Source organism: Pseudoxanthomonas sp. GM95 (assembly GCF_900109775.1).
Taxonomy (GTDB): Bacteria; Pseudomonadota; Gammaproteobacteria; order Xanthomonadales; family Xanthomonadaceae; genus Pseudoxanthomonas_A.
In genome coordinates, this window is record NZ_FOAX01000001.1 from 371,752 (window position 1) to 395,249 (window position 23,498).

Here is a 23,498-nt window from a genome sequence, read left to right on the forward strand (position 1 = left end):
GCGCTGATACCCTTGCGCCGGCTGCCTTTCCCTTCGCGCGCCTGCACATGACCGCTGCTGAACCCCTGTCCCACCTCGACCGGCTGGAAGCCGAAAGCATCCACATCCTGCGTGAGGTCGCCGCGGCGTTCCGCAATCCGGTGCTGTTGTATTCGGTGGGCAAGGACAGCTCGGTGCTGCTGCACCTGCTGCTCAAGGCCTTCGCCCCGGCTCGGCCGCCGATCCCGCTGCTGCACGTGGACACCCGCTGGAAGTTCCGCGAGATGATCGCCTTCCGCGACCAGCGGGCCGCAGAAACGGGCGTGGACCTGCGCGTGCACATCAACCCGGACGGCGTGGCCCAGAACGTGGGCCCGATCAGCCACGGTGCCACCGTCCACACCGACATCATGAAGACCCAGGGCCTGAAGCAGGCGCTGGATCACTACAAGTTCGATGCGGCCATCGGCGGCGCCCGCCGCGACGAGGAGAAATCCCGCGCCAAGGAGCGCGTGTTCTCCTTCCGTAACGACAAGCACCGCTGGGACCCCAAGAACCAGCGCCCGGAGCTGTGGAACGCCTACAACCCGCGCATCCACACCGGCGAGAGCGTCCGTGCCTTCCCGCTGTCCAACTGGACCGAGCTGGACATCTGGCTCTACATCTTCCGCGAGCAGATCCCGGTGCCGTCGCTGTACCTGGCTGCGGAGCGCCCGGTGGTCGAGCGCGATGGCGCCCTGATTCTGGTCGACGATGACCGCCTGCCGCTCAAGGACGGCGAAGTGCCGATGATCAAATCGGTCCGCTTCCGCACGCTGGGCTGCTATCCGCTGACCGGCGCGGTCGAATCGGATGCCGACACGCTGGAGAAGATCATCGCCGAGATGCTGGTGGCCACCAGCTCCGAACGCCAGGGCCGGGTGATCGACCACGACCCCACCGCCTCGATGGAGAAGAAGAAGCTGGAGGGCTACTTCTGATGACCAGCCACACCGACATCGCCGCCTACCTCAAGCAACACGAAGCCAAGCCGCTGCTGCGCTTCATTACCTGTGGCAGCGTGGACGACGGCAAGAGCACGCTGATCGGTCGACTGCTGTACGACAGCAAGCGCTTGTTCGACGATCAATTGGCCGCGCTGGAAAACGACAGCCGCCGCCACGGCACTCAGGGCGCGGGCATCGACTACGCGCTGCTGCTGGACGGCCTGGCCGCCGAGCGCGAGCAGGGCATCACCATCGACGTGGCCTACCGCTACTTCGATACCGACCGGCGCAAGTACATCGTCGCCGACTGCCCCGGACACGAGCAGTACACGCGCAACATGGCCACCGGCGCCTCGACCGCCGATGTCGCGGTGGTGCTGGTGGACGCGCGCAAGGGCTTGCTCACCCAGACCCGCCGGCACAGCTACATCGTCTCGCTGCTGGGGATCTCGCAGGTGGTGCTGGCGGTGAACAAGATGGATCTGGTCGGCTACGACCCCGCCGTGTTCGACGCGATCACCCGCGACTACCGCGCGCTGGCTGCGCAGCTGGGCATCGCCCAGGTGCAGTGCATCCCGCTGTCGGCGCTGGCCGGCGACAACCTTTCCAGTCGCTCGGCCAACACACCCTGGTACACCGGCCCGAGCCTGATCGAACACTTGGATACGGTGCAGCTGGACGCGCATGGCGCCGATAGCGGTCTGCGCCTGCCGGTGCAGTACGTGAATCGCCCGCACCAGAATTTCCGTGGCTTCGCCGGCACGATCGCCGCCGGCCGTGTGCAGCCGGGCGATGCGGTCGTGGTGCTGCCATCGTCGCGGCGCTCGACCGTGGCCAAGGTCTTCGATGCCAATGGCGAAGTGCAGTTCGCACGCGCCGGGCGGGCGGTGACGCTGACGCTCGCCGATGAGATCGACATCAGCCGCGGCGATGTGATCGCGGCCGCCGAGGATCCGCCGGAAGTCTCCGACCAGTTCGCCGCGCACGTGCTGTGGATGGACGATGCCGCGCTGCTGCCCGGTCGCCCTTATTGGCTGCAGATCGGCGCGCGCACCGTGTCGGCCAGCGTCAGCGAGATCAAGCACCGCATCGACGTGAACAGCCAGGAAGAACTGGCCGCCAAGCGCCTGGAATTGAACGAAGTCGGCGTCTGCAACCTGTCGCTGGACGAGCCGATCGCGTTCGAGCCTTACGCACGCAATCGCGCGCTGGGCGGCTTCATCCTGATCGATCGCCAGACCAACGCCACCGTCGCCGCCGGCACGCTGGATTTCGCCCTGCGCCGCGCCGGCAATGTGCACTGGCAGCACCTGGACGTGGACAAGGCCGCGCGTGCGCGGATCAAGGCGCAGGAACCGAAGGTGCTGTGGTTCACCGGCCTGTCCGGTGCGGGTAAATCCACCGTCGCCAACCTGGTCGACAAGCGCCTGCACGCGCTCGGCCACCACACTTTCATCCTCGATGGCGACAACGTGCGCCACGGCTTGAATCGCGACCTCGGCTTCACCGACGAGGATCGCGTGGAGAACATCCGCCGCGTGGCCGAAGTCGCGCGCCTGATGACCGATGCCGGCCTGATCGTGCTGGTGAGTTTCATCTCGCCGTTCCGCGCCGAACGCCAGATGGCACGCGAGCGCTTCGCGCCGGGCGAGTTCATCGAGGTGTTCGTCGACGTGCCGCTGGCCGTGGCCGAAGCGCGCGACGTCAAGGGCCTGTACGCCAAGGCGCGCGCCGGCAAGATTCCCAACTTCACCGGCATCGATTCGCCCTACGAAGCGCCGGAATCGCCGGAGCTGCACCTGCTGGCCGACCAGGAAACCACCGAGCAGATGGTCGCCCGCGTCCTGATTGAGCTCGGTCTGGATTGATCTGGCGATGAATCTCGTGGGAGCCGCTTTAGCGGCGATAGGGCTTTCCGGATAAAGCCTCATCGCCGCTGAAGCGGCTCCCACCGTGGGTTTGCGGCACACTGCGGCCTCGTCCGGTATCGACGCGAGCGTGGACCATGCACACCGCCCCGCACGACCATTCCGACTACGGTGCGGCTCGCTGGCGCGACCTGCGGCTGGAGGGCGAAGGCTTCGTCCTGCGTCGCTGGCGCACCGACGATCTCGACGCACTGCTGCGCCACGCCGATGACGAACAGGTCGCCGCGCGGGTCAGCGACCGCTTTCCTTCGCCGTATACGCGCGCCGACGCCGAGCGCTTCTTCTCCGGTCGCGTGGTCGACCTGGCCCACCCGGTGCTGGCCATCGAAGTGGACGGCCAGGCCTGCGGCAGCATTGCCGCGCGTCCGGGCAGCGGCGAACGCGCGCATAGCGCCGAGCTGGGGTACTGGCTCGGCCGCACGCACTGGGGCCAGGGCCTGATGACGCGTGCGGTGGCGCTGTACGTGCCGTGGGCGATGCGCGAGCTGCGGCTCTACCGGCTCGGCGCACACGTGCTGGACACCAATCCGGCTTCGGCGCGCGTGCTGCTGAAGAACGGTTTCACCGAGGAAGGCACGCTGCGCTGCGCGGTGGTCAAGCGTGGGCGCGTGCACGACCTGCGCAGCTTCGCGCAGGTGTCGCCGCCGTCAGGTTGAGCGGCACGCCGAGGCGCTTCGGGTAAGGTGTGGATGCAGGCGCCGCGTGCGCCTGTCCCCCTTGCCGCCACGATCACGGAGCCCACTGCCGGTGGAAACGCTTGTCTCGACCCTCAACGACATCATCTGGAGCCCGGCGCTGGTCTATCTATGCCTGGGCGCGGGCCTGTATTTCTCGCTGCGCACGCGCTTCATGCAGGTGCGTGGCTTCTTCGAGATGATCCGGCTGATGTTCAAGGGCGAGTCGTCGGCCGCCGGCGTGTCCTCGTTCCAGGCGCTGGCGATGTCGCTGTCCGGGCGCGTCGGCACCGGCAACATCGCCGGCGTGGCCACGGCGATTGCCTCCGGCGGGCCGGGCGCGGTGTTCTGGATGTGGATGGTCGCCTTCCTGGGCGCGTCCACTGCCTATATCGAGTCCACGCTGGGCCAGATCTACAAGGAGCGCGATCCTTCCGGCCAGTACCGCGGTGGCCCGGCGTACTTCATCGAAAAGGCGATGGGCCAGCGCTGGTATGCCTGGACCTTTGCCGTGGTGATGGTGGTGGCCGCCGGCCTGCTGCTGCCGGGCGTGCAGGCCAACAGCATCGCCCAGGGCATGAACACCGCCTGGGGCATCCCCACCTGGATCACCGCGCTGTGCGTGGTGGTCGCGCTGGGCTTCATCATCTTCGGCGGGGTCAAGCGCATCGCGCGCTTCGCCGAGTTCGTGGTGCCGTTCATGGCCGCCGGCTACATGCTGATGGCGCTGTACGTGCTGTTCACCAACCTGGGCCAGGTGCCGGTGGTGTTCGGCCTGATCTTCCGCAGCGCGTTCAACATGGAAGCGGGCTTCGGCGCGGTGCTGGGCCTGGCGGTGCAGTGGGGCGTCAAGCGCGGCATCTATTCCAATGAAGCCGGGCAGGGCACCGGCCCGCACGCCGCCGCCGCCGCCGAGGTCTCGCATCCGGCCAAGCAGGGCTACGTGCAGGCGTTCTCGGTCTATGTGGACACGCTGCTGGTGTGCTCGGCCACCGCGTTCCTGATCATCTCCACCGGCATGTACAACGTGGCCAATCCGGCCGGCGGATTCCTGTATGAAGGCCTGCCCGGCGCCGCGGCGGGCCCGACTTTCGCCCAGGCCGCGGTGGAAACGGTGCTGCCGGGCTGGGGTGCGGGCTTCGTGGCGATCGCGCTGCTGTTCTTCGCCTTCACCACCATCGTCGCCTACTACTACATGGCCGAAACCAACATCGCCTACATCAACCGCAAGGTGCATCGGCCGTGGCTGACCCTGGTCCTGCGCATCGCACTGATGGCGGCGGTGGCCTACGGCTCGGTGCGCAGCGCGGAGCTGGCCTGGGGCCTGGGCGATATCGGTGTCGGTTTGATGGCCTGGCTGAATATCATTGCCATCCTGATCCTGCAGAAGCCGGCCCTGCTGGCCCTGCGCGATTACGAACAGCAGAAGAAGGCCGGCCTCGATCCGGTCTTCGACCCCGACAAGCTCGGCATCAAGCACGCCGAGCTGTGGAACGAGAAGAAGGCGAACTGAGCAATGGCTGGACCCTGGCAGAAACTTCCCCCGCGGCGCGAACCCGGCGCCCGGCCACCGCGTGAGCACGCGCCTGTTGGCGGACAGCTTGCCGACGAGCATGCGCCGCGCCCGTCGCGCCGTGGCGAGGAAGTGCGCCTGTACGGCCTCAACGCCGTGCGCGCGCTGTTCGAGGCGCGACCCGAGGCGCTGCGCAAGCTGTACCTGACCCAGGCGCGCGTGCACGCGCTCAAGCCGATCCTGGCCTGGTGCGTCGCCAACCGCGTCGGCTATCGCGTGGTCGAGGAGGCGGACCTGCACAAGCTGGCATCCAGCGCGCACCACGAAGGCGTGGTCGCCGACGTGCTGCGCCGCGCCCCGGTATCGCTGGCCGACTGGATCGCCGCGCAGCCGGCGGGCCCTGCGCTGGCGCTGTGGCTGGATGGCGTGGGCAACCCACACAACTTCGGCGCGATCCTGCGCTCGGCCGCGCACTTCGGCGTGGCCGGCCTGCTGCTGCCGCAGGATTCGCCGCTGGCGCTGTCCGGCGCGGCCGCGCGCGTGGCCGAAGGCGGCGCCGAAGCAGTGCAACTCGTGCAGGCTGGCGACAGCGCCACGGCGTTCGCCCAGCTGCGCGCGGCCGGTTTCAATCTGGCGGCCACGCTGGTCGACGGCGGCGAGAATCTGTTCGCCACCACGTTGCCGCAGCGCCTGGTCTACGTGATGGGGGCAGAAGGCGAGGGCATGGACCGTGGCCTGGCCACGCAGTGCGACCTGTCGCTATCCATTCCCGGCAGCGGCCGCGTGGAAAGCCTCAACGTGGCCTCGGCCACGGCGGTGCTGCTGGCGCAGTGGGCGAGCAGCACCGCATTTGGCTCTGGATTGGGAAGCGCTAAGTGATTGCAGGGTATTGGTCGAAACGAAGCCTCGTTGAACGGTTCTCACTGGTACTGATTCTGGTATATGCAGGTATCGGGCTTTATCTGATGGTGCTATCTCCGGGCGTACCTTATGCCGATGCCTGGAGATTTTTGGCCCACTTTCTTCAGCGGGGATTTCCCGCCGATATCCTGACGCCGGATAACGGTCATCACGAGTTGATCCCCAACATCGTCCGTGTCATTGAACTGCGCCTTTTCAAGGCCAATCAGTGGCTGCAGGTCGGCAGTGGCATCGCTTTCTTGCTGGCGTCAGTGTGGTTTGGCTGGAAGATGATTCGAGAGCTTCCCGCTTCTGAGACACAGATCGCCGGGCTGCTGTCGTTGTGCATTGGCTTGTTTTGGCTTGGTAATGAGCGCGCGCTCAGCCATGCCAACGAAACCGTCCACGCCTACAGCGTTGTGCTGTTCCTGGTCTATGGCATCGCGTTGTTGACCGCAGCTGACCTGCGTCCGGGAAAAGTCGTTGGTGCCTGTGCTTGTGGCCTCGCGGCAGCCTTCTCCTTCGGGAGCGGTATTGCCGTGTTTGGCGGATTTGCCGCGGTCCTTCTGGTCCGGCGCGCAGGGGTGACCCCATGGCTGGTGTTGATCACAGGCGCCCTTCTGACTCTGGTGTTGTTGCATTTGACTGGCGATTCTTCCGGCGCACTCCTGTTCCGCCCGGGGCATCAGCTCTTTTCACTCGTGTCGTGGCTGAGCGGCCCGGCCATCTATGTTGGCTGGCCCATGCTGGACTCAGAGGTGGCTAACAATCTTCCCGGTCATCTGAGGGGTATCGCGATCCTGATCGCAGCGGCGTATCAGGAAATGTTCGGTTCTGTGATGTTGCCGCGATGGCCGCATTTCCTGCTGGGGTTGCTAGGTGGTTGCTGGTATTGCCTAGAGCTATGGAAGGCATGGAAGGCCCCATCGCGCGTGTCGAGCCTGGGCCTTGGGCTTTCCAGTTTTGCATTGACCGTGGCGGCTTTGATCGCCGTCGTGAGATTCCCTTATCTTCAATCGCATCCTGACCAGCTGCTTGCGCCGAGATACGTGGTTTGGTCCAGCTTGTTCTGGTCCGGCCTGCTGCTGGCGTTGGTCGGGCGGCCGTTGGCATGGACCCGATCCGCCGCTTTTGTTCTGGCCACCGCCCTGTTACTGCTTCCCAGTGAGGTGTGGATGTGGCGTCTTGCCGAAGGCTTGCGGACCACGGCAACCAGAAACGCTCTGGCCGCGACCATGGGCATCGTGGACGCTGAAGAGGGTCAAGGCGAGAGCGCGCCCGGCGATATCGCCAAGGCTATTCCGCTGCTCAAAGGCGCGAATGCTGCAATGTTTGCAGACCAGGCGCCGCACTGGCTAGGTCATTCCTGGCTCGACAGTCCGGAAAGTCGCTCGGAGGCTTACGCTGAAAGCGTGTTGCCCGTGCAGAATTTGATCGGCGCATCTGGACGAAAGGTGACGTTCCTGCTGCGTTCGAACCAGCGGCGAATGCTACTGGTGGATCCCGATGGTGTCGTCAGGGGCATCGCCATGCCCGATCCCGCAGGCCGGCGACATCAATGGGTTGGCTGGATGATGGGTCCGCTGCAGGCGGGCATGCCGAGGATCGTTGAAGTGCCCGCAACCGATCCACCGCACTGAGTGATGGATCTCGGGAAGCTGAGCGGCTTTAGATTGAATGGGACGGACCCCACGAGTGGTTGCCCATAAGGCTGATTAACCGATTGCCGGCTGGGGAAGATTTTGCGCATGCAGTCGCCGCGCTTGAGTAGGCCGAAAGCGATGGCTTTCTCATCAGCATCAGTCACGTTCGCTTGGGATCCGACGATTCCCACAAGGACTGATCAACCGCGATCTGGCCCCTGATGGGCATCGTTGATGCCCGCACGGTGGAAGTATCTGTTTCTCTAAGGCGGGAGGGATATCGGTCCAATTAGATCGATCAACTTCGCAAGACCGCTAGGAAAAAGGCCGGGAATCCCCGGCCTTTTTGCTTATCCCGGAAACTTCGGGAACTTGTCGTCCGGGTGGTTCTTCTTCCACTCGGTGTAGGCGGCGGTGCCTTCCCATGCGGCGAAGGCGCGCGGCGGACGGCCGCGGCCGGTCCAGGTCTCGCCGGTGTGCGGCAGCCAGTACTTGGCGGCCACTTCCTGGCGCGAACCGCCGGTGGCCTTCTTCGGCTTGGCGCCGGAGACCACGAAACCGGCGATCTCGGCCTTCTGCTTGCTGCTGAAGTGCTCGGCGAAATCCTTCAGCAGCGCGGTGATCTGCTCGAACGCTTCGACGGACTGCTGGCCGCGCAGGGCCACTTCCTGCTCTTCCAGCTTGCGCAGTTCTTCGGCGAGCTTGGCCTTGGCCTCGGCGATGTCGGCCAGGTGCTGGGTGTTCTTCGAGGTCATCAGGATCGGGTCTTCTTCAAGTGAGGGAGGCATTTTCGGCGCTGGCGGACCGCAAGACAATGCGCGCGGCCGCCGGTGCCTGCGTGTGTGCGTGTGTGCGTGGGCGGTTCAGTGGCCCGGCTTGGCCGGGGCGGCCTTGGGCGTGCTGCCGAAATCACCCTTGGCCTCCGAGGCCAGGTACAGGAACACCGCGTAGGCGGCGACATTCTGGGCCAGGTCCTTCGGGTCGATCTTGTCCAGGGTGTCGTCGGCGTTGTGGTGCAGGTCGAAGTAATTGGTGCCGTCGTGGCCCAGGAACGCCCAGGTCATGCCCAGCTGCGCCATCGGACCGATGTCCGATTCCGGGTCGCCGGTGCCGGGCTTGTGGGCCACGTCCAGCGGCTTGAGCGCGCCGGCAATCGCCTCGATCGCGCCCTTGGCGTGGTCGGCGGCATTGCTGTCGAAGGCATAGATGTGGCCGGCACCGAAGTCGCTTTCGGCCGCGATCACGTGCTGTTTGATCTCCTTGGCGTGCGCCTTGGCGTAGGCCTGGCCGCCGTAGAGGCCCTGTTCCTCATTGGCGAAGGCCACCACGCGGATCGTGCGGGCCGGGCGCTGCTTGGCGACCAGGTGCGCGGCGGCCATCGAGATGCCGATGCCAGCCGCGTCGTCGATCGCGCCGGTGCCCAGATCCCACGAGTCCAGATGCCCGCCGGTCAGCACGATTTCCTTGGGCTTGCTGCGCCCGGTGATCTCGCCGATCACGTTGTAGCTGGTCGCCTCGCCATCCCAGCCGCAGTCCAGGGCCAGCTTCACGGTGACCGGGCCCAGCTTGACCAGGCGTGCGAGCTGGTCGGCATCGGGGATCGACACGGCGGCGGCAGGAATCGGCGTCAGTCCAGCCTCGTAGCGGGTGATGCCGGTGTTGACCACGCGATGCGGCGTGGTGCCGGCCGAACGCATCAGGAAGCCGAGCGCGCCCTTCTTGATCGCCTCTGACGGGCCGCGGCCGCGGATGCCGCCGCCGTAGCGGTAGTCACCGCCATCGAGCTTCTTCTGCATCTGGAAATCGACGAAGGCGATCTTGCCGGCCAGCGAGCCTTCCGGCGCGGCCTGCAGCGCAGCCAGGTCTGGGAAACGCACGATCTGCGCTTCGACCGTGCCGCCGGCGCTGCCGCCCAACGCGGTCACCACCAGCGGCTGCGCATGCGCGCCGGTGACCTGCGCGTTTTCGCTGCGGCGCTCCCACTTGGGGAAAGTCACCGGCTCGGTCCACACCTTGTCGAAGCCCAGTTCCTTGAACTTGGCCTGTGCCCAGGCCACGGCGCGGGCATCGGCTTCGCTGCCGGCCAGGCGCGGGCCGACTTCGGTGGTCAGCGATTCTGTGACCTTCCAGCCGGTGTCGTCGGCCAGCGCCTGCGCACGCAGCGTGTCGGCGGTCTTGAGCGCGGCATCGGGGATCGTCGTCGGGGTGGCGGCCTGCAGGGGAAGCGCGGTGCACAACAGCAGGGCACTGGCGAGGATCGAACGACGCATGCGGGGGCGCTCCAAGGGGAAAAGAAAAGAGCCGCGAGCTTAACAGCCCGCGGCCCCGTGTTTTCCAGCGTTCGCGCCGTAGCGTTACGGCTGCTTTTTCAGCGAATCGCGGATCTCGCGCAGCAGCAGCACGTCTTCCGGCGTCGGCGCCGGAGCTTCCGGCTTGGCCTCTTCCTTGTGCTTGAAGCGGTTGATGGTGCGCACGACCATGAAGATGGCGAAGGCCACGATGACGAACTGGATGACGATGTTGATGAAGGTGCCGTAGTTGATCGTCACCGCCGGAATCTCCTTGCCGGCTGCGTCCACCGCGGCATCGCGCAAGGTCAGCACCAGGGCGGAGAAATCCACGCCACCAATCAATAGTCCGATCGGCGGCATGATGATGTCGTTGACCAACGAGGTGACGATCTTGCCGAAGGCCGCGCCGATCACCACACCGACCGCCAGGTCGATCACGTTGCCGCGCATGGCGAAGGTCTTGAATTCGCTGATCATGCCCATGGGCTGTCTCCTTAAAGGTGGGGGAAGTTCACGGTAAGCCTAACGCAGGGCGATGTTGCCATGCGGTCAACCGTGCGTCCTCAACCCGTGATCGTGCCGCGCACGTCCACCACGCCATCGAGGCTGCCGACGAAGGTATCGCCGGCTTGCAGTGCCGCCACGCCGGAAGGCGTGCCCATGAAGACCAGGTCGCCGGCCTTGAGCGCGTAGAGCTTGGACAGTTCGTGCAGGATGTCCGGCACGTCCCAGATCATGTCGGTCAACGGTGCGTGCTGGCGCTGGGTGCCGTTGACGGTCAGCGTCACGCCGAGCGCCATCAGGTCAGTGACCTGCGCGGCGGGGACCAGTTCGCTGATCGGCGCGGAATGATCGAAGCCCTTGGCCGTGTCCCAGGGCAGGCCGGCCTTCTTCGCGGCGGCCTGCAGGTCGCGGCGGGTCAGATCCAGGCCGATGCCATAGCCGTAGATCAGTGCGTCGGTGGCCTCCAGCGGCAGCACGCCGGCCGGTGCGTCGGTACCGAGCGCGACCACCAGTTCCACTTCATGGTGCAGGTCGGACGTGCCGGTCGGATAGGGCACGTCGGCGCCGTCGATGACGATCGCATCGGCCGGCTTGGCGAAGAAGGTCGGGTTGCCGCGATCGGCTTTGGACGCCGGCGCGGTGGCGCCCATTTCACGGGCGTGGTCGGCGAAGTTGCGGCCGACACAGTAGATGCGACGCACGGGGAACGTGCCGCCGCCGCGCACCGGCACACGCGCCTGCACGGGCGCGGAAATCACATCGGACATCGAGGCATTCCTGACTGACGCTAGGGAATGCCGGAGTGTAATCGCGCGGACGCGAACTCAGTGCGAGAGCGGCAGCGCCGGCTTGCGCACGACTTCGTATTCGCCTTCCACCACGCGCTGCTGTGCGCTGGCGCGCTGGCGCGGACGCAGCAGGCGATAGGCCATGCCGGCCGCCAGCATGGCCGCACCGACGAACACACCAAAGAACACCAGCACGCACAGCACGCCCAGGCCGAGCAGGCCGACGGCCAGGCGCAGCAGCGGGTGGCGGGGCTTGCGCGGTGCGAATACAGCACGCAGGCGTGAGGCATCGAAGGAGAAGGTGCGGATCATTGGGCGCGTGACACAATGGTTGGGAACCGTCGGCGCAGTATGGTCACCTCCCCGGAGAGTGTGTGAAACCTTTGTTAATCCCATGGATGTGACCGATTTCGAATCGCTGGTCGATGGCGTGCCGGCCGAGGCCGAGGCGGTCATCGATGGCATTGCCGAATCGCTCATCCTGCTGCGCGATGGCGCGCAGGTGCGTGCCTGGCTCAACGTCTGCCCGCATGCCGGGCGTCGGCTGGACTGGGCGCCGGGCAAGTTTTTGCTCAGCAAGAGCGGTCAGCTGGTGTGCGCCGCGCACGGCGCGACGTTCGAATTACAAGGTGGACAGTGCCTGGCCGGACCGTGTCGCGGCGAAGCCTTGCGCGCGATCGCGGTGCAGGTGCGCGATGGCGTGGTCGCGCTGGTTAATTAGCTAGCGCGCGATCGGCTCGTTGACGGTGTGGCCGGCGGCGCGCAATGCGTCCAGGCTGGTCGCCAACTGTGATTGCTTGACCATCACGTAGTCGGTATCGAAGGTCGAGACCGCGAAGATGCCCACGTTGGCCGCGGCCAACGGCAGCAGCACCTGGGCCAGGATGCCGGTCAGGTCGAAGGCGAACGGACCGTGCAGCATCAGGCTGCGCCAGCCGCGTTCGCATTGCACGTCCTCGGGCACATGCGCCTCGTCGCAGACGATGGACAGTTCCTCGTCGGTCCAGCTCACGTGCGAGAGGGCGCCGTGGACGAACCAGGCCGGCAGCGCCGAGCCGGCCGGCAGTCGGCACACCGCGAATTGGCCTTGCAGCAGCTTGAGGGTCAATGCCATGCGTGTGAATTCCTTCGTTGCCGCTCAGACGCGGCTGCTCCACCAGAACATCAGGTTGACCATGCCGACCACCACCACGGTGTAGATCAGCGACATCGGCCCACCCACGCGCCACATCTGTCGCGCGTTGTAGTTGGCCGGGCCGGTGATCATCGACACCACCGGGTTGGAGGCGGTCATCAGGTTGTTGGACGCCGACAACGCGGTGATCAGCGCGAACGCGGTCGGATTGCCGCCGGCGGCCAGTGCCAGGCTGATCGCCATCGGCACCATCACGATGGTCGCGCCGACGTGGCTGATCACCAGCGAGAATGCTGTGGTCAGCAGCGCGATGGCGATCTCCAGCACCCACACCGGCAAGCCTTCGGGCAGGCGTTCAACCGTGTGGCCGGCGACCCAGGCCGCCGCGCCGCTGCTGTCCATCGCCCAGCCCAGCGGAATCAGGCCGGCCATGAGGAACACGGTCTTCCAGTTGATCGAGGCGTAGGCCTCGTCCATGCGCAGCACTCCGGTCAGCAGCATGCCGGCCACGCCGGTCATCAGGGTCAGCGCGACCGGCAGGCGCGAGGTCAGCGCGATGATGATCGTGAGGGCGAAGATCGCCATCGCGATCTTGAACTTGTGCGGCCGCTGCTCGCCCTTGGGGTAATCGGTGACCACGACGAAGTCGCCGTTCTTGGCCGTGGCGGCCAGGTCCTGCCAGATGCTGTGCAGCACCAGCATGTCGCCCGCGCGCAGCGGCACCTTGCGCACGTCCTCGCGCACCACCTTCTTGTCGCGGTTGATCGCCAGCAGGCTGATGCCGGACTTCTTGCGCAGCGCCAGCTCGGCCGCGCTCTTGCCGATGAAGTGCGAGGTCGGTGGCACCACGGCTTCGGAGATACCGGCGCGGCTGGGATTGAACAGATCGCCGAAGTGGCGCAGGCGCGAAGACAGGCGCAGGAACTGGTTCTGCGAAAAGTCCGCCACGTCCTGGCGCGCGCCCATCGCGCCCAGCACGCTGCCCACCCAGATGCGCATGTCCGCCGGCGGTGCCAGGCGCGTGTCGTTGCCGGTCTGCAGGGCCAGCATCAGCGGCGCGCCGTGCAGCGCTTCGGCTTCGCCCAGGGTCATGCCGACCAGCGGGCTGTCGGCGCTGACGGTGAGCTCGAACACCTCGCCCTCGATGCCGTAGGTGCTGGCGAAGTAGCTCTCGGTGCGGGCCGGCGCGGCGCTGGCAGTGCCGGTGGTTTCCTCCTTCAGCTTGCGATCGCCGTAGAAGCGGAAGTACGCCAGCGAGGCCAGCAGCAGTGCCACGCCGATCGGCAGCGGCGCGAACATACGCAGCGGCTCCAGCGTGGCCATGCCCGAGGGCAGGTTGTTGTTGGCCGAGACCATCAGGTCGTTGAGCAGGATCAGCGGCGAGTTGCCGACCATGGTCAGCGCGCCGCCCATCACGATCGCCGAGCAGATCGGCAGCAGCAGGCGCTGCAGGTTGAGCGTGGTGCGCGAGGCCAGGCGCGCGGTGACCGGCAGGTACAGCGCCATCACCGACGGGTTCTGCATGAAGGACGAGTTGAGCCCGGCGATCGCCGTGGTCAGCAGCAGCAGGCGCTGTTCGACGCCGTGTCCGCGCCGCAGCAGCCAGGACGCGAGCCGGTTGAGCGCGCCGGTGCGCTCCAGCCCTGCACCCAGAATCGTGGTGGAGATGATGCTCATCACCGCGTTACCGGAAAAGCCGCCGAAGATTTCCTCAGGCGCGACCAGCCCGGTCAGGCCCAGCACCACCAGCACGACCACCGCGACCACGTCGGCGCGGATGCGCTCGAACAGGAACATCACCATCACGAAGCCGACCAGCCCCAGCACCAGGCGCATGTCGTTGGTCAGCGTGAGGGCGGTATCCATCCGGTCTTATCGCACGCGCTTGGAAAAGCCTGGCGCGACCTGCGCGCCAGCGGCTGGGAACGGTTCGTCAGCAGCGGTCATAGACCAGGTCCCAGACGCCGTGGCCGAGGTTCTGGCCGCGCGTTTCGAAATGGGTCTGCGGGCGCCAGGCCGGGCGTTCGACATGGCCGCGCGCGCCAGCGCGGTTGCGCAGGCCGGGCGTGGCATCGAGGACGTCCCACATCTGCTCGGCATAGTCCTGCCAGTCGGTGGCCGCGTGCAGGCGGCCATCGGGCGCCAGGCGCGAGACCAGCAGCTTGGCGAACTCAGGCTGGATCAGGCGGCGCTTGTTGTGGCGCTTCTTGTGCCACGGATCGGGGAAATAGATGCGGATCTCGTCCAGCGACCCGGCGGCCACCTCGTTCTGCAGCACTTCCACCGCGTCGTAGTGGTACAGGCGCACGTGCTGGGCGCCATCGGCTTCCAGCGCGTTGAGCAGGCGACCCACGCCGGGAGCATGGACTTCGATGCCGATGTAATCGCGGCTGGGGTCCTGCTGCGAGGCGAAGCGCAGCGCCTCGCCGTTGCCGAAGCCGATCTCCAGCACGCGCTTGGCCTGGCGGCCGAAGATCGCGTCGAAGTCGCGCGGCTGGCCGGTGTAGTCCAGGCCCAGCTGTGGCCAGGCCTGGTCGAACGCGCGCTGCTGGGCTTCGGTGAAGCGCCCCTGGCGCAGCACGAAGCTGCGCACCGGGCGGTGGCCTTCGGTCGCGGTGAATGGCTTGGGCGGCGCCTTGGCGCCCGGGCTGGAAAACGGATCGGTCATGTCAGCCGAGCCGCCCGGCAAACAGCGGCGCGCGGTGGGCGCGGCGCGGGGCGATCAGTGGGGCGTTGCGGAGGAAAGTCGACAGGCGCGAGGCGAGGGCCTGGCCCGCGCTGACCTGCGAAGCATGGGGGTGGGGTGCACACATGCACGGATTATCGCCCAACTTGTCGGCGCGGTCGCGTGATCCGCACGACCGTGCGGCGCAGCGTGGTGGCGTTCTCGCAAAGTTGGGCGTTGCGGCTGTGGCCGATGGCGAGCGCTTGGGCTGCGTGGCGTGCGGTCGAAAACAGCGGAAGGATCGTCGCGGTCGCTGACGCCTTGCGCAGCAATCCGCAGGGCCAAGGCCGGGCGTGGTTCGTAGCGCTCCTGCGCACGCCTGCGCTGTGTGGTGCCCGCCACCTCCGCCGCACGATGTGCCGCACTGCAGCGTGAGTTGGCATGTGTCGTAATGAAATCATAACGACCCAATGCGGTGCCGTACGGTCGGCGCCACGCCCAGACATCCCACGCGACACGATGGAGCTTCACATGCGCGCACCCCGTTCCCTGTCCACCCTGGCCGCCGCGGTGGTCGTTGCCCTGGCTGCTGGCGCCCCGCAGGCTCACGGCGAGCAGGTCTATTCGCAGACCGTGTTCTTTGGCGACAGCCTGTCCGACTCGGGCCACTTCCGTCCGACCCTGATCCAGATCGCCGGCCCGTCGGCCGCCATCGTCGGCCGCTTCACCACCAACCCGGGCCTTGTCTGGGGCGAGTACCTGGCCGATTTCTATGGCACCAACGCCACCAGCGACAACCAGGGCGGCACCAACTACGCCGTCGGCGGTGCGCGGGTGGGCGTGAACAGCGCCACGGCGCTGGGCGTAGCGCCGTCGATCTCCTCGCAGGTGACCAGCTACCTGACCAGCACCGGCGGCGTGGCCGATGCCAAGGCGCTGTATTCGGTGTGGGGCGGGGCGAACGACCTGTTTGCCGTGGCCGCCGGCGCGCCGGCGCAGACCACCATCGGCTCGGCCGTGACCACCCAGATCGGCCTGATCGGCACGCTGCAGGCGGCCGGCGCGCAGTACGTGCTGGTGCCGACGATCCCGGACCTGGGCAAGACCCCGCAGTTCCTGGCGGGCGGCGCGGCGGCCTCGGCCGCCGGCACCCAGCTGGCCACCAGCTACAACACCGCGCTGTTCAACGGCCTGGCCGCCAGCGGCCTGCGCGTGATCCCGCTGGACACCTTCACCCTGATCGACGAAATCACCGCCTCGCCGGCCACCTACGGTTTCACCAACGCGACCGGCACCGCCTGCACGGTGGCGTCGTCGGTGACCTGCAGCCCGCTGAATTACGCGACCCCGACCGCGGCCTCGGACTACATCTTCGCCGACGGCGTGCACCCCAGCGCCGCCGCGCACGAAGTGCTCTCGCAGTACGCCCTGTCGGTGCTGGAAGGCCCGCGCCAGGTGTCGGTGCTGACCCATTCGGCCACGGTGACCGGCTACTCGCGCGCCGAGCGCGTGGCCATGCATGCCGATGGCGCCGCGGAAGGCCAGGGCCTGCGCTGGTGGGGCAACGTGCGTGGCGACATGCAGCGCCAGCAGGACGGCGACCTGTACGACGGCACCACGCCGGCTGGCCTGTTCGGCATTGACTGGTTGAACGGCGGCCTGACCCTGGGCGGCTTCGCCGGCTACGGCAAGGGCACCCAAGACTTCGGCCATTCCTCGGGCGAGTTCGACCAGGAAGACACCACGGCCGGCGTGTTCGCCCAGTGGGCCGGCGGCGGCGCCTGGGTCAACGCCCAGGTCAGCTACAGCTGGTTGAAGTACGACGTGACCCGCGAGATCCAGCTGGGCGCGGCCACCCGCAAGCAGACCGGCTCGCCGGACGGCAGCAACCTGACTGCCGCGGTCAACGCCGGCTTCGATTTCGGCAACGGCGGCAGCTGGAAGACCGGCCCGGTGCTGGGCCTGGTCTCGCAGACCATCAAGGTCGACGGCTACGACGAGAAGGAGCTCAACTCCACCGCGCTGTCCTACCAGGACCAGGAATTTGACTCGCTGATTGGGAGCGTCGGCTGGCGCGCGAGCTTCCAGATCTCGCCGACGGTGACGCCGTACGCGCAGGCTACGTACAACCACGAGTTCGAAGACAACGCCGGCATGGCCTGGGCCTCGCTGCAGACCATCCCGGGCGCGATGCCGTATGCGGTGCCGGGCGTGGAATTCGACCGCGACTACGGCGTGTTCGTGGTCGGCGCCCGCGCCCAGATCGGCGACCTGAGCGCCGACGTGGGCGCCCGCACCACCATCGGCCAGAGCGCGGCGAATGACGCGGGCCTGTTCCTGAGCCTGGGCGGCAGCTTCTGAGTCGTCCTGCTGCAACGTTCCAGTGTTGAATCCAGCGCCCGGCCCAAGCCGGGCGCTGGCGTTTTGGCCATCGCCGCGCGATCGCCGTTGCGCGGTCGAGGAGGCCCGGCATAGACTGCCGCCCACCCGATGCGGGTGTAGCTCAATGGTAGAGCTGTAGCTTCCCAAGCTACTGACGAGGGTTCGATTCCCTTCACCCGCTCCAGTTTCGGCCCCGTGGTCTTGCCGGGCGCTTGTTAAAGCTTCGATCCCCTCGTTGTGCCCTCTTGCCGCCTCGCGCGCCGGCGTTGCCTTGCGCGGCACTCCCTGACGTGATGGCTACCGCTCTCGGTCACAAATTGACGTTTGTCACAGTTATTGGTGCTCACTTGGAGCGATCCCGCGCCGGCCCAAGGCCAAAATGGCGTCCGGCGTTACAAATGAGACTTGCATTCTTAATTTCATGTCTGATTGTCAATTTCCGTGACTCAGTTATCATATTGTTAAGTCTGCGTCTTTTTTCCGCGAACACGCGTAGCAGAAGAAGGCGACGCTTGGGGACTTGCATCGCTTGCCGGCATGGCGTCGGCATGGGGACAGCGTCTGGCACGTTTCGTGCGCAACGCGATTGAGTTAGCTGGTTTTGGGATAGGGGAACAACTCGTGGTGCAAAACCTGAATGGCCGAGTGCCGGCCGTCCTGCGTGCCGTCCTGTCGGTCGCAGCGTTCCTGGCGTATTCCACGATCCTTCCCGCGGCCGCCCAGTCGACGGTGACGAACACCGTCACCGTGACCAACCCAACCGGCACGACGTGTACGGCTGGCGGCACCTGCGCCGTCTCGGCCTCGGATACCGACACGGTCGTCGCTCAGCAGCTGTCGCTGACCAAGACGCATATCGGTAACTTCAGTCCTGGCAGCACCGGTACGTACACGCTGACCGTCAGCAACACCGGTACGACCTCCACCAGCGGCACCATTACAGTCGTCGACACGTTACCGACCGGTCTGACCTATGTGTCGGGCAACGGTACCGGCTGGACCTGTGGCGTTTCGGGCCAGACCGTGACCTGCAACACCACCAGCGCGACCGTCATCGCGAACGGGGCGGCGGGCAATCCCATTACCTTGACAGTGTCCGTTGCAGCCAATGCAGGCAGCAGTGTGACCAACACCGCGCGCGCGAGTGGCGGTGGCGACACCACCTGTTTGGCTTCTGGTACGACCCAGGCTCGCTGCAACGCGTCCGACGTGACGACAATCAACCCGAGTGTACAGACGGTTGGCAGCGCGACGGCGGTGGAAGGTAACCCGCTGGTGCACACGGTGACGTTGAGCGCGGCGACCACAGCCTCGACGACCTATGCCCTGAACTTGGTGGGCGTGACGGCCACGGCCGGGACGGACTTCAACACCTCGCCACTGACCTTCACCAATGGTGTGACCTACAACAGCGGCACGGGTCTGATCACGGTGCCGTCGGGCGTGAGCACCTTTACGGTGAGCTACCCGACCATCGCCGACAACGTGTCCGACAACGGCGAGACCACGACGCTGACCGTGGGTGGCGTCAATGGCACCGGCACGATCAGCGATCCGCCGACCGTTTCCACTGTGGGTGATGCCACGGCCGTGGAAGGCAGTCCGCTGGTTCATACGGTGACGCTGGGCTCTACGACGACGGCCAGCTCCAGCTATGCGTTCAGCCTGGTGGGCGTGACGGCCACGGCCGGGACGGACTTCAACACCTCGCCGTTGACCTTCACCGGCGGTGTGACTTACGACAGCAGCACTGGTCGTATCACGGTGCCGTCGGGTGTGAGCACCTTTACGGTGAGCTACCCGACCACGACGGACAACGTGGCCGATGATGGCGAGACTACGCGGGTGACCGTGGGCGGTGTCTCGGGCACCGGTACGATCCGCGATCCTGCGCCGACGGTAAGCACGGTTGGCAGCGCGACGGCGGTGGAAGGTAACCCGCTGGTGCACACGGTGACGTTGAGCGCGGCGACCACAGCCTCGACGACCTATGCCCTGAACTTGGTGGGCGTGACGGCCACGGCCGGGACGGACTTCAACACCTCGCCACTGACCTTCACCAATGGTGTGACCTACAACAGCGGCACGGGTCTGATCACGGTGCCGTCGGGCGTGAGCACCTTTACGGTGAGCTACCCGACCATCGCCGACAACGTGTCCGACAACGGCGAGACCACGACGCTGACCGTGGGTGGCGTCAATGGCACCGGCACGATCAACGATCCGACCGCGCCGACGGTAAGCACGGTGTCCGACGACACGGTGACCGAAGGCCAGAACCTGGTCCAGACGGTGACCCTGTCGGCGGCGACCAGCAACCCGACGACCTATAGCTATGCCCTGGTGGGCGGCACGGCCACGGCCGGCACCGACTTCTCCACCAGCGCCAGCTTCAGCAACGGCGTGACCCTGGCCAACGGCGTGCTGACGGTACCTGCCGGCGTCACCAGCTTCACGGTGACCTACGCGACCAACGCCGACAACCAGGCCGAAGGCAGCGAGACGACCCAGCTGACGGTCGGTGGCGTCACTGGCACCGGCACGATCAACGATCCGACCGCGCCGACGGTGAGCACGGTGTCCGACGACACGGTGACCGAAGGCCAGAACCTGGTCCAGACGGTGACCCTGTCGGCGGCGACCAGCAACCCGACGACCTATAGCTATGCCCTGGTGGGCGGCACGGCCACGGCCGGCACCGACTTCTCCACCAGCGCCAGCTTCAGCAACGGCGTGACCCTGGCCAACGGCGTGCTGACGGTACCTGCCGGCGTCACCAGCTTCACGGTGACCTACGCGACCAACGCCGACAACCAGGCCGAAGGCAGCGAGACGACCCAGCTGACGGTCGGTGGCGTCACTGGCACCGGCACGATCAACGATCCGACCGCACCGACGGTACAGAGCGTGAGTAATGCCACGGCGACCGAAGGCAGTGCGCTGGTGCACACCGTGACCCTGTCCGGTGCGACCAGCAACCCGACGACCTATCCGTTCACCTTGGCCGATGGCACTGCTACAGCGCCAGCGGACTACACCAACAGCCCGACGTTCTCCGACGGGGTGACCTTGGCCGGTGGCGTGCTGACCGTGCCGGCCGGCGTGACGACCTTTACCGTCAGCTATCCGACGATGGCCGACAACGTGGCTGACAGTGGCGAGACCACCAATCTGGTGATCGGTGGCGTCAGCGGCATCGGCACGATCAACGACCCTGTTCTGCCGATTGATGCCGTCAGCGATTCGTTCCCAAGCATCGACATGGCAGCCGGTGGCACGACGACGTCCGTGTTGGGCAATGACCTGATCAATGGTCAGTCGGCGACCACCACGAGCGTGACGCTGATTCCTGGCACCTCGCCGCAGTCCGGGATCTCGATGAACCCGGATGGCACGATCACCGTGGCCGCTGGAACGCCCGCGGGCACCTACGCCTATCCATACACGATCTGCCAGGCAGGTAATGCCGCCAACTGCGACTCGGCGGTGGCCTCGATCACCATCAGTCCGCCGATCGACGCGGTCAACGACAGCTTCCCGGCCGTCAATGGCGGTGGCAGCACGGCGTCGGTCCTGGCCAACGACACGTTGAACGGCCAGCCGGCAACCCCGGCCAACGTCACGCTGACCCCGGGCACCGCACCGGCCGGCCTGACGATGAATCCGGACGGCACCATCACGGTGGCGGTCGGTACGCCGGCGGGCACGTACAGTTATCCGTACACGATCTGCGTCACCGGCAGCACCAGCACCTGTGACACCGCGACCGCCACCGTGGTCGTGGCGCCGCCGATCGTGGCCACCAACGACTCCCTGCCGGCGATTACCGACAGCGGCACCAGTACCGTGTCGGTCCTGGCCAACGACACGTTGAACGGCCAGCCGGTGACCACCGCCACCGTGACGCTGACCCCGGGCACCTCGCCCCAGGCCGGCATCACGATGAACCCGGATGGCACCGTCACTGTCGCGGCAGGCACGCCGGAAGGCACCTACAGCTACCCGTACACGATCTGCGAGATCGCCAACCCGACCAATTGCGCCAGCGCGATTGCCACGGTGACCGTGACCTTCACGCCGATCGCCTCGGTCAGCGACACCCCGCCGACCATCAACGGCGAGCAGGGCGGCACCACGCCGAGCGTGCTGTTGAACGACACGCTGGGCGGTCAGCCGGTGAATCCGGGCAACGTGATCCTGACCCCGGGCCTCTCGCCGCTGCCGTCGAGCATCGTGATGAACCCGGATGGCACCATCACCATCTCGGCCGGCACCCCGGCAGGCACGTACAGCTATCCGTACACGATCTGCGAGCGTGCGGACCCGACCAACTGCGCCAGTTCGACGGCGACGGTGGTGGTGGCCTCCAGCTACGACATCCGTGTCACCAAGACCGTCGCCACCAGCACGGCGGTGGTCGGTGACCTGGTGCGCTACACGCTGACGGTGGAGAACGTGGGCGATGGCGCCTTCCTGGGCGGCAACGTCCTGGATACGCCGCCGGCCGGCTTCACCTACGTGGAAGGCTCGCTGTCGGTGGTGGATGGCGACAACAGCGCCACGGTCAGCGGCCAGAGCCCGATCCGCATCGAAGGCGTGGACGTGGCCGCGGGCAAGAGCGCGACCTTCATCTACCTGATGCGCGTCGGTGCAGGCGTGCGCCAGGGCACCCAGGTCAACCAGGCCCAGGCATTCACCGCCGGCGGCACGTCGGTTTCCAACATCGCCACCGCCTCGGTGACGGTGCAGTCCGATGCGCTGGTCGATGAAAGCCTGCTGTTCGGCACGGTGTTCGACGACCGCGACGGCGACGGCTGGCAGGACAACGCCGAGATCACCGGCCTGCGCGTGCAGGGTGGCTTCGATCCGTCGGTGTACGTGCCGAACTCGACCGTGATGGATGCCGGCAAGGGCTGGCAGCCGCAGGCCGACGCCAGCGCCCCGCTACTGCACGGCATCGCCGTGGGCGGCATCAGCGCCCGTCAGTCCAGCGCCGATCCGGCCAGCGCGCACCAGGTGGTGATCCGCCAGGTGCTGACCTCGCCGCGCTTCACCGATGACTTCGTGCTGACCACCAAGCAGGGCGTGACCGTGCACATGGACGCCGCCGGCCAGACCCGCGTGGAGAAGTCCGGCGATGCGGCCAAGGGCCTCAACGGAGCGGCGCCGGTCGTCGAGCGCCACATCTCGCAGGGCGAGCAGGGCACGATCGTCGACTACGTGATCCGCAACGAAGGCGTCGACGAGCGCGGCATCCCCGGCGTGCGCGTGGCCTCGGTCGAGGGCATGTTGCTGGAGACCGACCAGTTCGGCCGCTACCACCTGGAAGGCGTCAGCAGTGGCGACTGGGCGCGTGGCCGCAACTTCATCTTCAAGGTCGATCCGTCCACGCTGCCGGCCGGCGCCACCTTCACCACCGCCAACCCGCTGGTCCGTCGCATCACCACGGGCATGCCCACGCGCTTCGACTTCGGCGTGAAGCTGCCGGTCGAGGAGCTGAAGGGCCAGGCGCGCACGGTCGAGCTGGAGCTGGGCCAGGTGCTGTTCGCCCCGGGCAGCGCCGAGTTGAAGCCGCAGTACCTGCCGGCCGTGGATCGCATGGCGGCCCAGGTCGAGGCCTACCGCGGTGGCGAAGTGATCATCGGCGCCACCGGTGAGGACGAAGGCCTGGCCTTCGATCGCGCCAACGCGGTCAAGGTCGCCCTGCTGCAGAAGCTGAGCCCGGAAACGGCCCGTGCCGTGACCATCAGCGTGCGCAGCGATGCGCAGGACCCGGCCTCGATGAGCGCCGGCCTGGACGGCAAGGGACCGCTGCTGGGCGAGCTGCTGTTCGATACGGACAAGGCCACGATCAAGCCGCAGTTCAACGCGTTGCTGGATCGGGTTGCGGCCTACCTCGACCAGCAGGGCGGTGGCGTGATCTCGGTGGTCGGCCATGCCGACCGTCGCGGCCCGGCCAGCTACAACGTCGAGCTCGGCCTGCGTCGTGCCAAGGCGGTCTACGAAGCCATTGCAAAGCGGCTCTCGCCTGAGGCGCGTGCCAAGGTGCGGGTGGAATCCAGCAACGATCCAACGGCTCCCGCCGGCGTGGCCGGGCAGTGAGGGGGCGG

At 66.7% G+C, this 23,498-nt stretch carries 17 protein-coding genes and 1 tRNA gene; 10 read left to right on the forward strand and 8 right to left on the reverse strand.

Annotated features, from left to right (window positions below; all coding sequences use genetic code 11):
• Positions 1–47: 47 nt before the first annotated feature.
• From cysD to BMZ17_RS01730, 6 genes are all read left to right on the forward strand, one after another.
• Entirely contained in the window at positions 48–959 is a 912-nt protein-coding gene (gene cysD, locus BMZ17_RS01705; protein ID WP_093134562.1) for a sulfate adenylyltransferase subunit CysD, read from the forward strand.
• The gene (cysN, locus tag BMZ17_RS01710) at positions 959–2,833 is read left to right on the forward strand and encodes a sulfate adenylyltransferase subunit CysN (protein ID WP_093134567.1); all 1,875 of its coding nucleotides are present in this window, start codon (positions 959–961) and stop codon (positions 2,831–2,833) included. The genes cysD and cysN overlap by 1 nt, the downstream gene beginning before the upstream one ends.
• A gap of 137 nt (positions 2,834–2,970) precedes the next feature.
• Positions 2,971–3,549, forward strand: a complete 579-nt coding sequence (locus BMZ17_RS01715; RefSeq protein ID WP_093134572.1) for a GNAT family N-acetyltransferase — start codon at positions 2,971–2,973, stop codon at positions 3,547–3,549.
• 91 nt (positions 3,550–3,640) lie between these two features.
• Positions 3,641–5,080, forward strand: coding sequence for an alanine/glycine:cation symporter family protein (locus tag BMZ17_RS01720; protein WP_093134576.1), 1,440 nt, complete (start codon positions 3,641–3,643; stop codon positions 5,078–5,080).
• A 3-nt stretch (positions 5,081–5,083) separates the two neighbouring features.
• Positions 5,084–5,959 carry a TrmH family RNA methyltransferase gene (locus tag BMZ17_RS01725; RefSeq protein WP_254775164.1) on the forward strand — a complete coding sequence of 292 codons (876 nt, stop codon included), beginning with the start codon at positions 5,084–5,086 and terminating at the stop codon, positions 5,957–5,959.
• Positions 5,956–7,620 carry a hypothetical protein gene (locus tag BMZ17_RS01730; RefSeq protein ID WP_139202771.1) on the forward strand — a complete coding sequence of 555 codons (1,665 nt, stop codon included), beginning with the start codon at positions 5,956–5,958 and terminating at the stop codon, positions 7,618–7,620. Before BMZ17_RS01725 ends, BMZ17_RS01730 begins: the two co-directional genes overlap by 4 nt.
• A 353-nt stretch (positions 7,621–7,973) precedes the next feature.
• Here BMZ17_RS01730 and BMZ17_RS01735 read toward each other — a convergent pair whose 3' ends face one another.
• From BMZ17_RS01735 to BMZ17_RS01755, 5 genes are all read right to left on the reverse strand, one after another.
• On the reverse strand, positions 7,974–8,378 hold the full coding sequence (locus BMZ17_RS01735) for an H-NS histone family protein (protein WP_093134584.1): 405 nt from the start codon (positions 8,376–8,378) through the stop codon (positions 7,974–7,976).
• Positions 8,379–8,486: 108 nt separating this feature from the next.
• Positions 8,487–9,893 carry a M28 family peptidase gene (locus tag BMZ17_RS01740; protein ID WP_093134588.1) on the reverse strand — a complete coding sequence of 469 codons (1,407 nt, stop codon included), beginning with the start codon at positions 9,891–9,893 and terminating at the stop codon, positions 8,487–8,489.
• An 84-nt stretch (positions 9,894–9,977) separates the two neighbouring features.
• Positions 9,978–10,397: a large-conductance mechanosensitive channel protein MscL gene (gene mscL / locus BMZ17_RS01745; RefSeq protein ID WP_093134591.1), complete on the reverse strand. Its 420-nt coding sequence runs from the start codon at positions 10,395–10,397 to the stop codon at positions 9,978–9,980.
• Between the two features lie 80 nt (positions 10,398–10,477).
• Entirely contained in the window at positions 10,478–11,185 is a 708-nt protein-coding gene (locus BMZ17_RS01750) for a fumarylacetoacetate hydrolase family protein (RefSeq protein WP_093134595.1), read from the reverse strand.
• Between the two features lie 57 nt (positions 11,186–11,242).
• Entirely contained in the window at positions 11,243–11,518 is a 276-nt protein-coding gene (locus BMZ17_RS01755; RefSeq protein WP_093134599.1) for a hypothetical protein, read from the reverse strand.
• 82 nt (positions 11,519–11,600) lie between these two features.
• On the opposite strand from BMZ17_RS01755, the gene BMZ17_RS01760 reads away from it, so the two are divergent.
• The gene (locus BMZ17_RS01760) at positions 11,601–11,927 is read left to right on the forward strand and encodes a Rieske (2Fe-2S) protein (protein ID WP_093134604.1); all 327 of its coding nucleotides are present in this window, start codon (positions 11,601–11,603) and stop codon (positions 11,925–11,927) included.
• Here the strand turns inward: BMZ17_RS01760 and BMZ17_RS01765 are convergent, their stop codons facing one another.
• The 3 genes from BMZ17_RS01765 to trmB all read right to left on the reverse strand — a co-directional run bounded on the left by BMZ17_RS01765 (position 11,928) and on the right by trmB (position 15,009).
• Positions 11,928–12,320 (reverse strand): ACT domain-containing protein, encoded by a 393-nt coding sequence (locus tag BMZ17_RS01765; RefSeq protein ID WP_093134608.1) that lies wholly within the window; start codon positions 12,318–12,320, stop codon positions 11,928–11,930.
• Positions 12,321–12,344: 24 nt separating this feature from the next.
• Positions 12,345–14,207 (reverse strand): SLC13 family permease, encoded by a 1,863-nt coding sequence (locus BMZ17_RS01770; protein WP_093134611.1) that lies wholly within the window; start codon positions 14,205–14,207, stop codon positions 12,345–12,347.
• 67 nt (positions 14,208–14,274) lie between these two features.
• Positions 14,275–15,009 carry a tRNA (guanosine(46)-N7)-methyltransferase TrmB gene (gene trmB, locus BMZ17_RS01775; RefSeq protein WP_093134615.1) on the reverse strand — a complete coding sequence of 245 codons (735 nt, stop codon included), beginning with the start codon at positions 15,007–15,009 and terminating at the stop codon, positions 14,275–14,277.
• A 516-nt stretch (positions 15,010–15,525) separates the two neighbouring features.
• On the opposite strand from trmB, the gene BMZ17_RS01780 reads away from it, so the two are divergent.
• From BMZ17_RS01780 to BMZ17_RS01790, 3 genes are all read left to right on the forward strand, one after another.
• Entirely contained in the window at positions 15,526–17,367 is a 1,842-nt protein-coding gene (locus BMZ17_RS01780; RefSeq protein WP_093134620.1) for an autotransporter domain-containing protein, read from the forward strand.
• Between the two features lie 131 nt (positions 17,368–17,498).
• Positions 17,499–17,572: transfer RNA gene (locus BMZ17_RS01785), tRNA-Gly, on the forward strand.
• Positions 17,573–18,033: 461 nt separating this feature from the next.
• Positions 18,034–23,490, forward strand: coding sequence for an OmpA family protein (locus BMZ17_RS01790; protein ID WP_175485447.1), 5,457 nt, complete (start codon positions 18,034–18,036; stop codon positions 23,488–23,490).
• Positions 23,491–23,498 lie beyond the last annotated feature (8 nt).

What these genes read in the sequence shown, in the direction of transcription:
- cysD (WP_093134562.1), top strand. Translation starts at nt 48, where the DNA reads ATGACCGCTGCTGAACCCCTGTCCCACCTCGACCGGCTGGAAGCCGAA.
- cysN (WP_093134567.1), top strand. Translation starts at nt 959, where the DNA reads ATGACCAGCCACACCGACATCGCCGCCTACCTCAAGCAACACGAAGCC.
- BMZ17_RS01715 (WP_093134572.1), top strand. Translation starts at nt 2,971, where the DNA reads ATGCACACCGCCCCGCACGACCATTCCGACTACGGTGCGGCTCGCTGG.
- BMZ17_RS01725 (WP_254775164.1), top strand. Translation starts at nt 5,084, where the DNA reads ATGGCTGGACCCTGGCAGAAACTTCCCCCGCGGCGCGAACCCGGCGCC.
- BMZ17_RS01735 (WP_093134584.1), bottom strand. Translation starts at nt 8,378, where the DNA reads ATGACCTCGAAGAACACCCAGCACCTGGCCGACATCGCCGAGGCCAAG.
- BMZ17_RS01740 (WP_093134588.1), bottom strand. Translation starts at nt 9,893, where the DNA reads ATGCGTCGTTCGATCCTCGCCAGTGCCCTGCTGTTGTGCACCGCGCTT.
- mscL (WP_093134591.1), bottom strand. Translation starts at nt 10,397, where the DNA reads ATGGGCATGATCAGCGAATTCAAGACCTTCGCCATGCGCGGCAACGTG.
- BMZ17_RS01750 (WP_093134595.1), bottom strand. Translation starts at nt 11,185, where the DNA reads ATGTCCGATGTGATTTCCGCGCCCGTGCAGGCGCGTGTGCCGGTGCGC.
- BMZ17_RS01755 (WP_093134599.1), bottom strand. Translation starts at nt 11,518, where the DNA reads ATGATCCGCACCTTCTCCTTCGATGCCTCACGCCTGCGTGCTGTATTC.
- BMZ17_RS01760 (WP_093134604.1), top strand. Translation starts at nt 11,601, where the DNA reads ATGGATGTGACCGATTTCGAATCGCTGGTCGATGGCGTGCCGGCCGAG.
- BMZ17_RS01765 (WP_093134608.1), bottom strand. Translation starts at nt 12,320, where the DNA reads ATGGCATTGACCCTCAAGCTGCTGCAAGGCCAATTCGCGGTGTGCCGA.
- BMZ17_RS01770 (WP_093134611.1), bottom strand. Translation starts at nt 14,207, where the DNA reads ATGGATACCGCCCTCACGCTGACCAACGACATGCGCCTGGTGCTGGGG.
- trmB (WP_093134615.1), bottom strand. Translation starts at nt 15,009, where the DNA reads ATGACCGATCCGTTTTCCAGCCCGGGCGCCAAGGCGCCGCCCAAGCCA.
- BMZ17_RS01780 (WP_093134620.1), top strand. Translation starts at nt 15,526, where the DNA reads ATGGAGCTTCACATGCGCGCACCCCGTTCCCTGTCCACCCTGGCCGCC.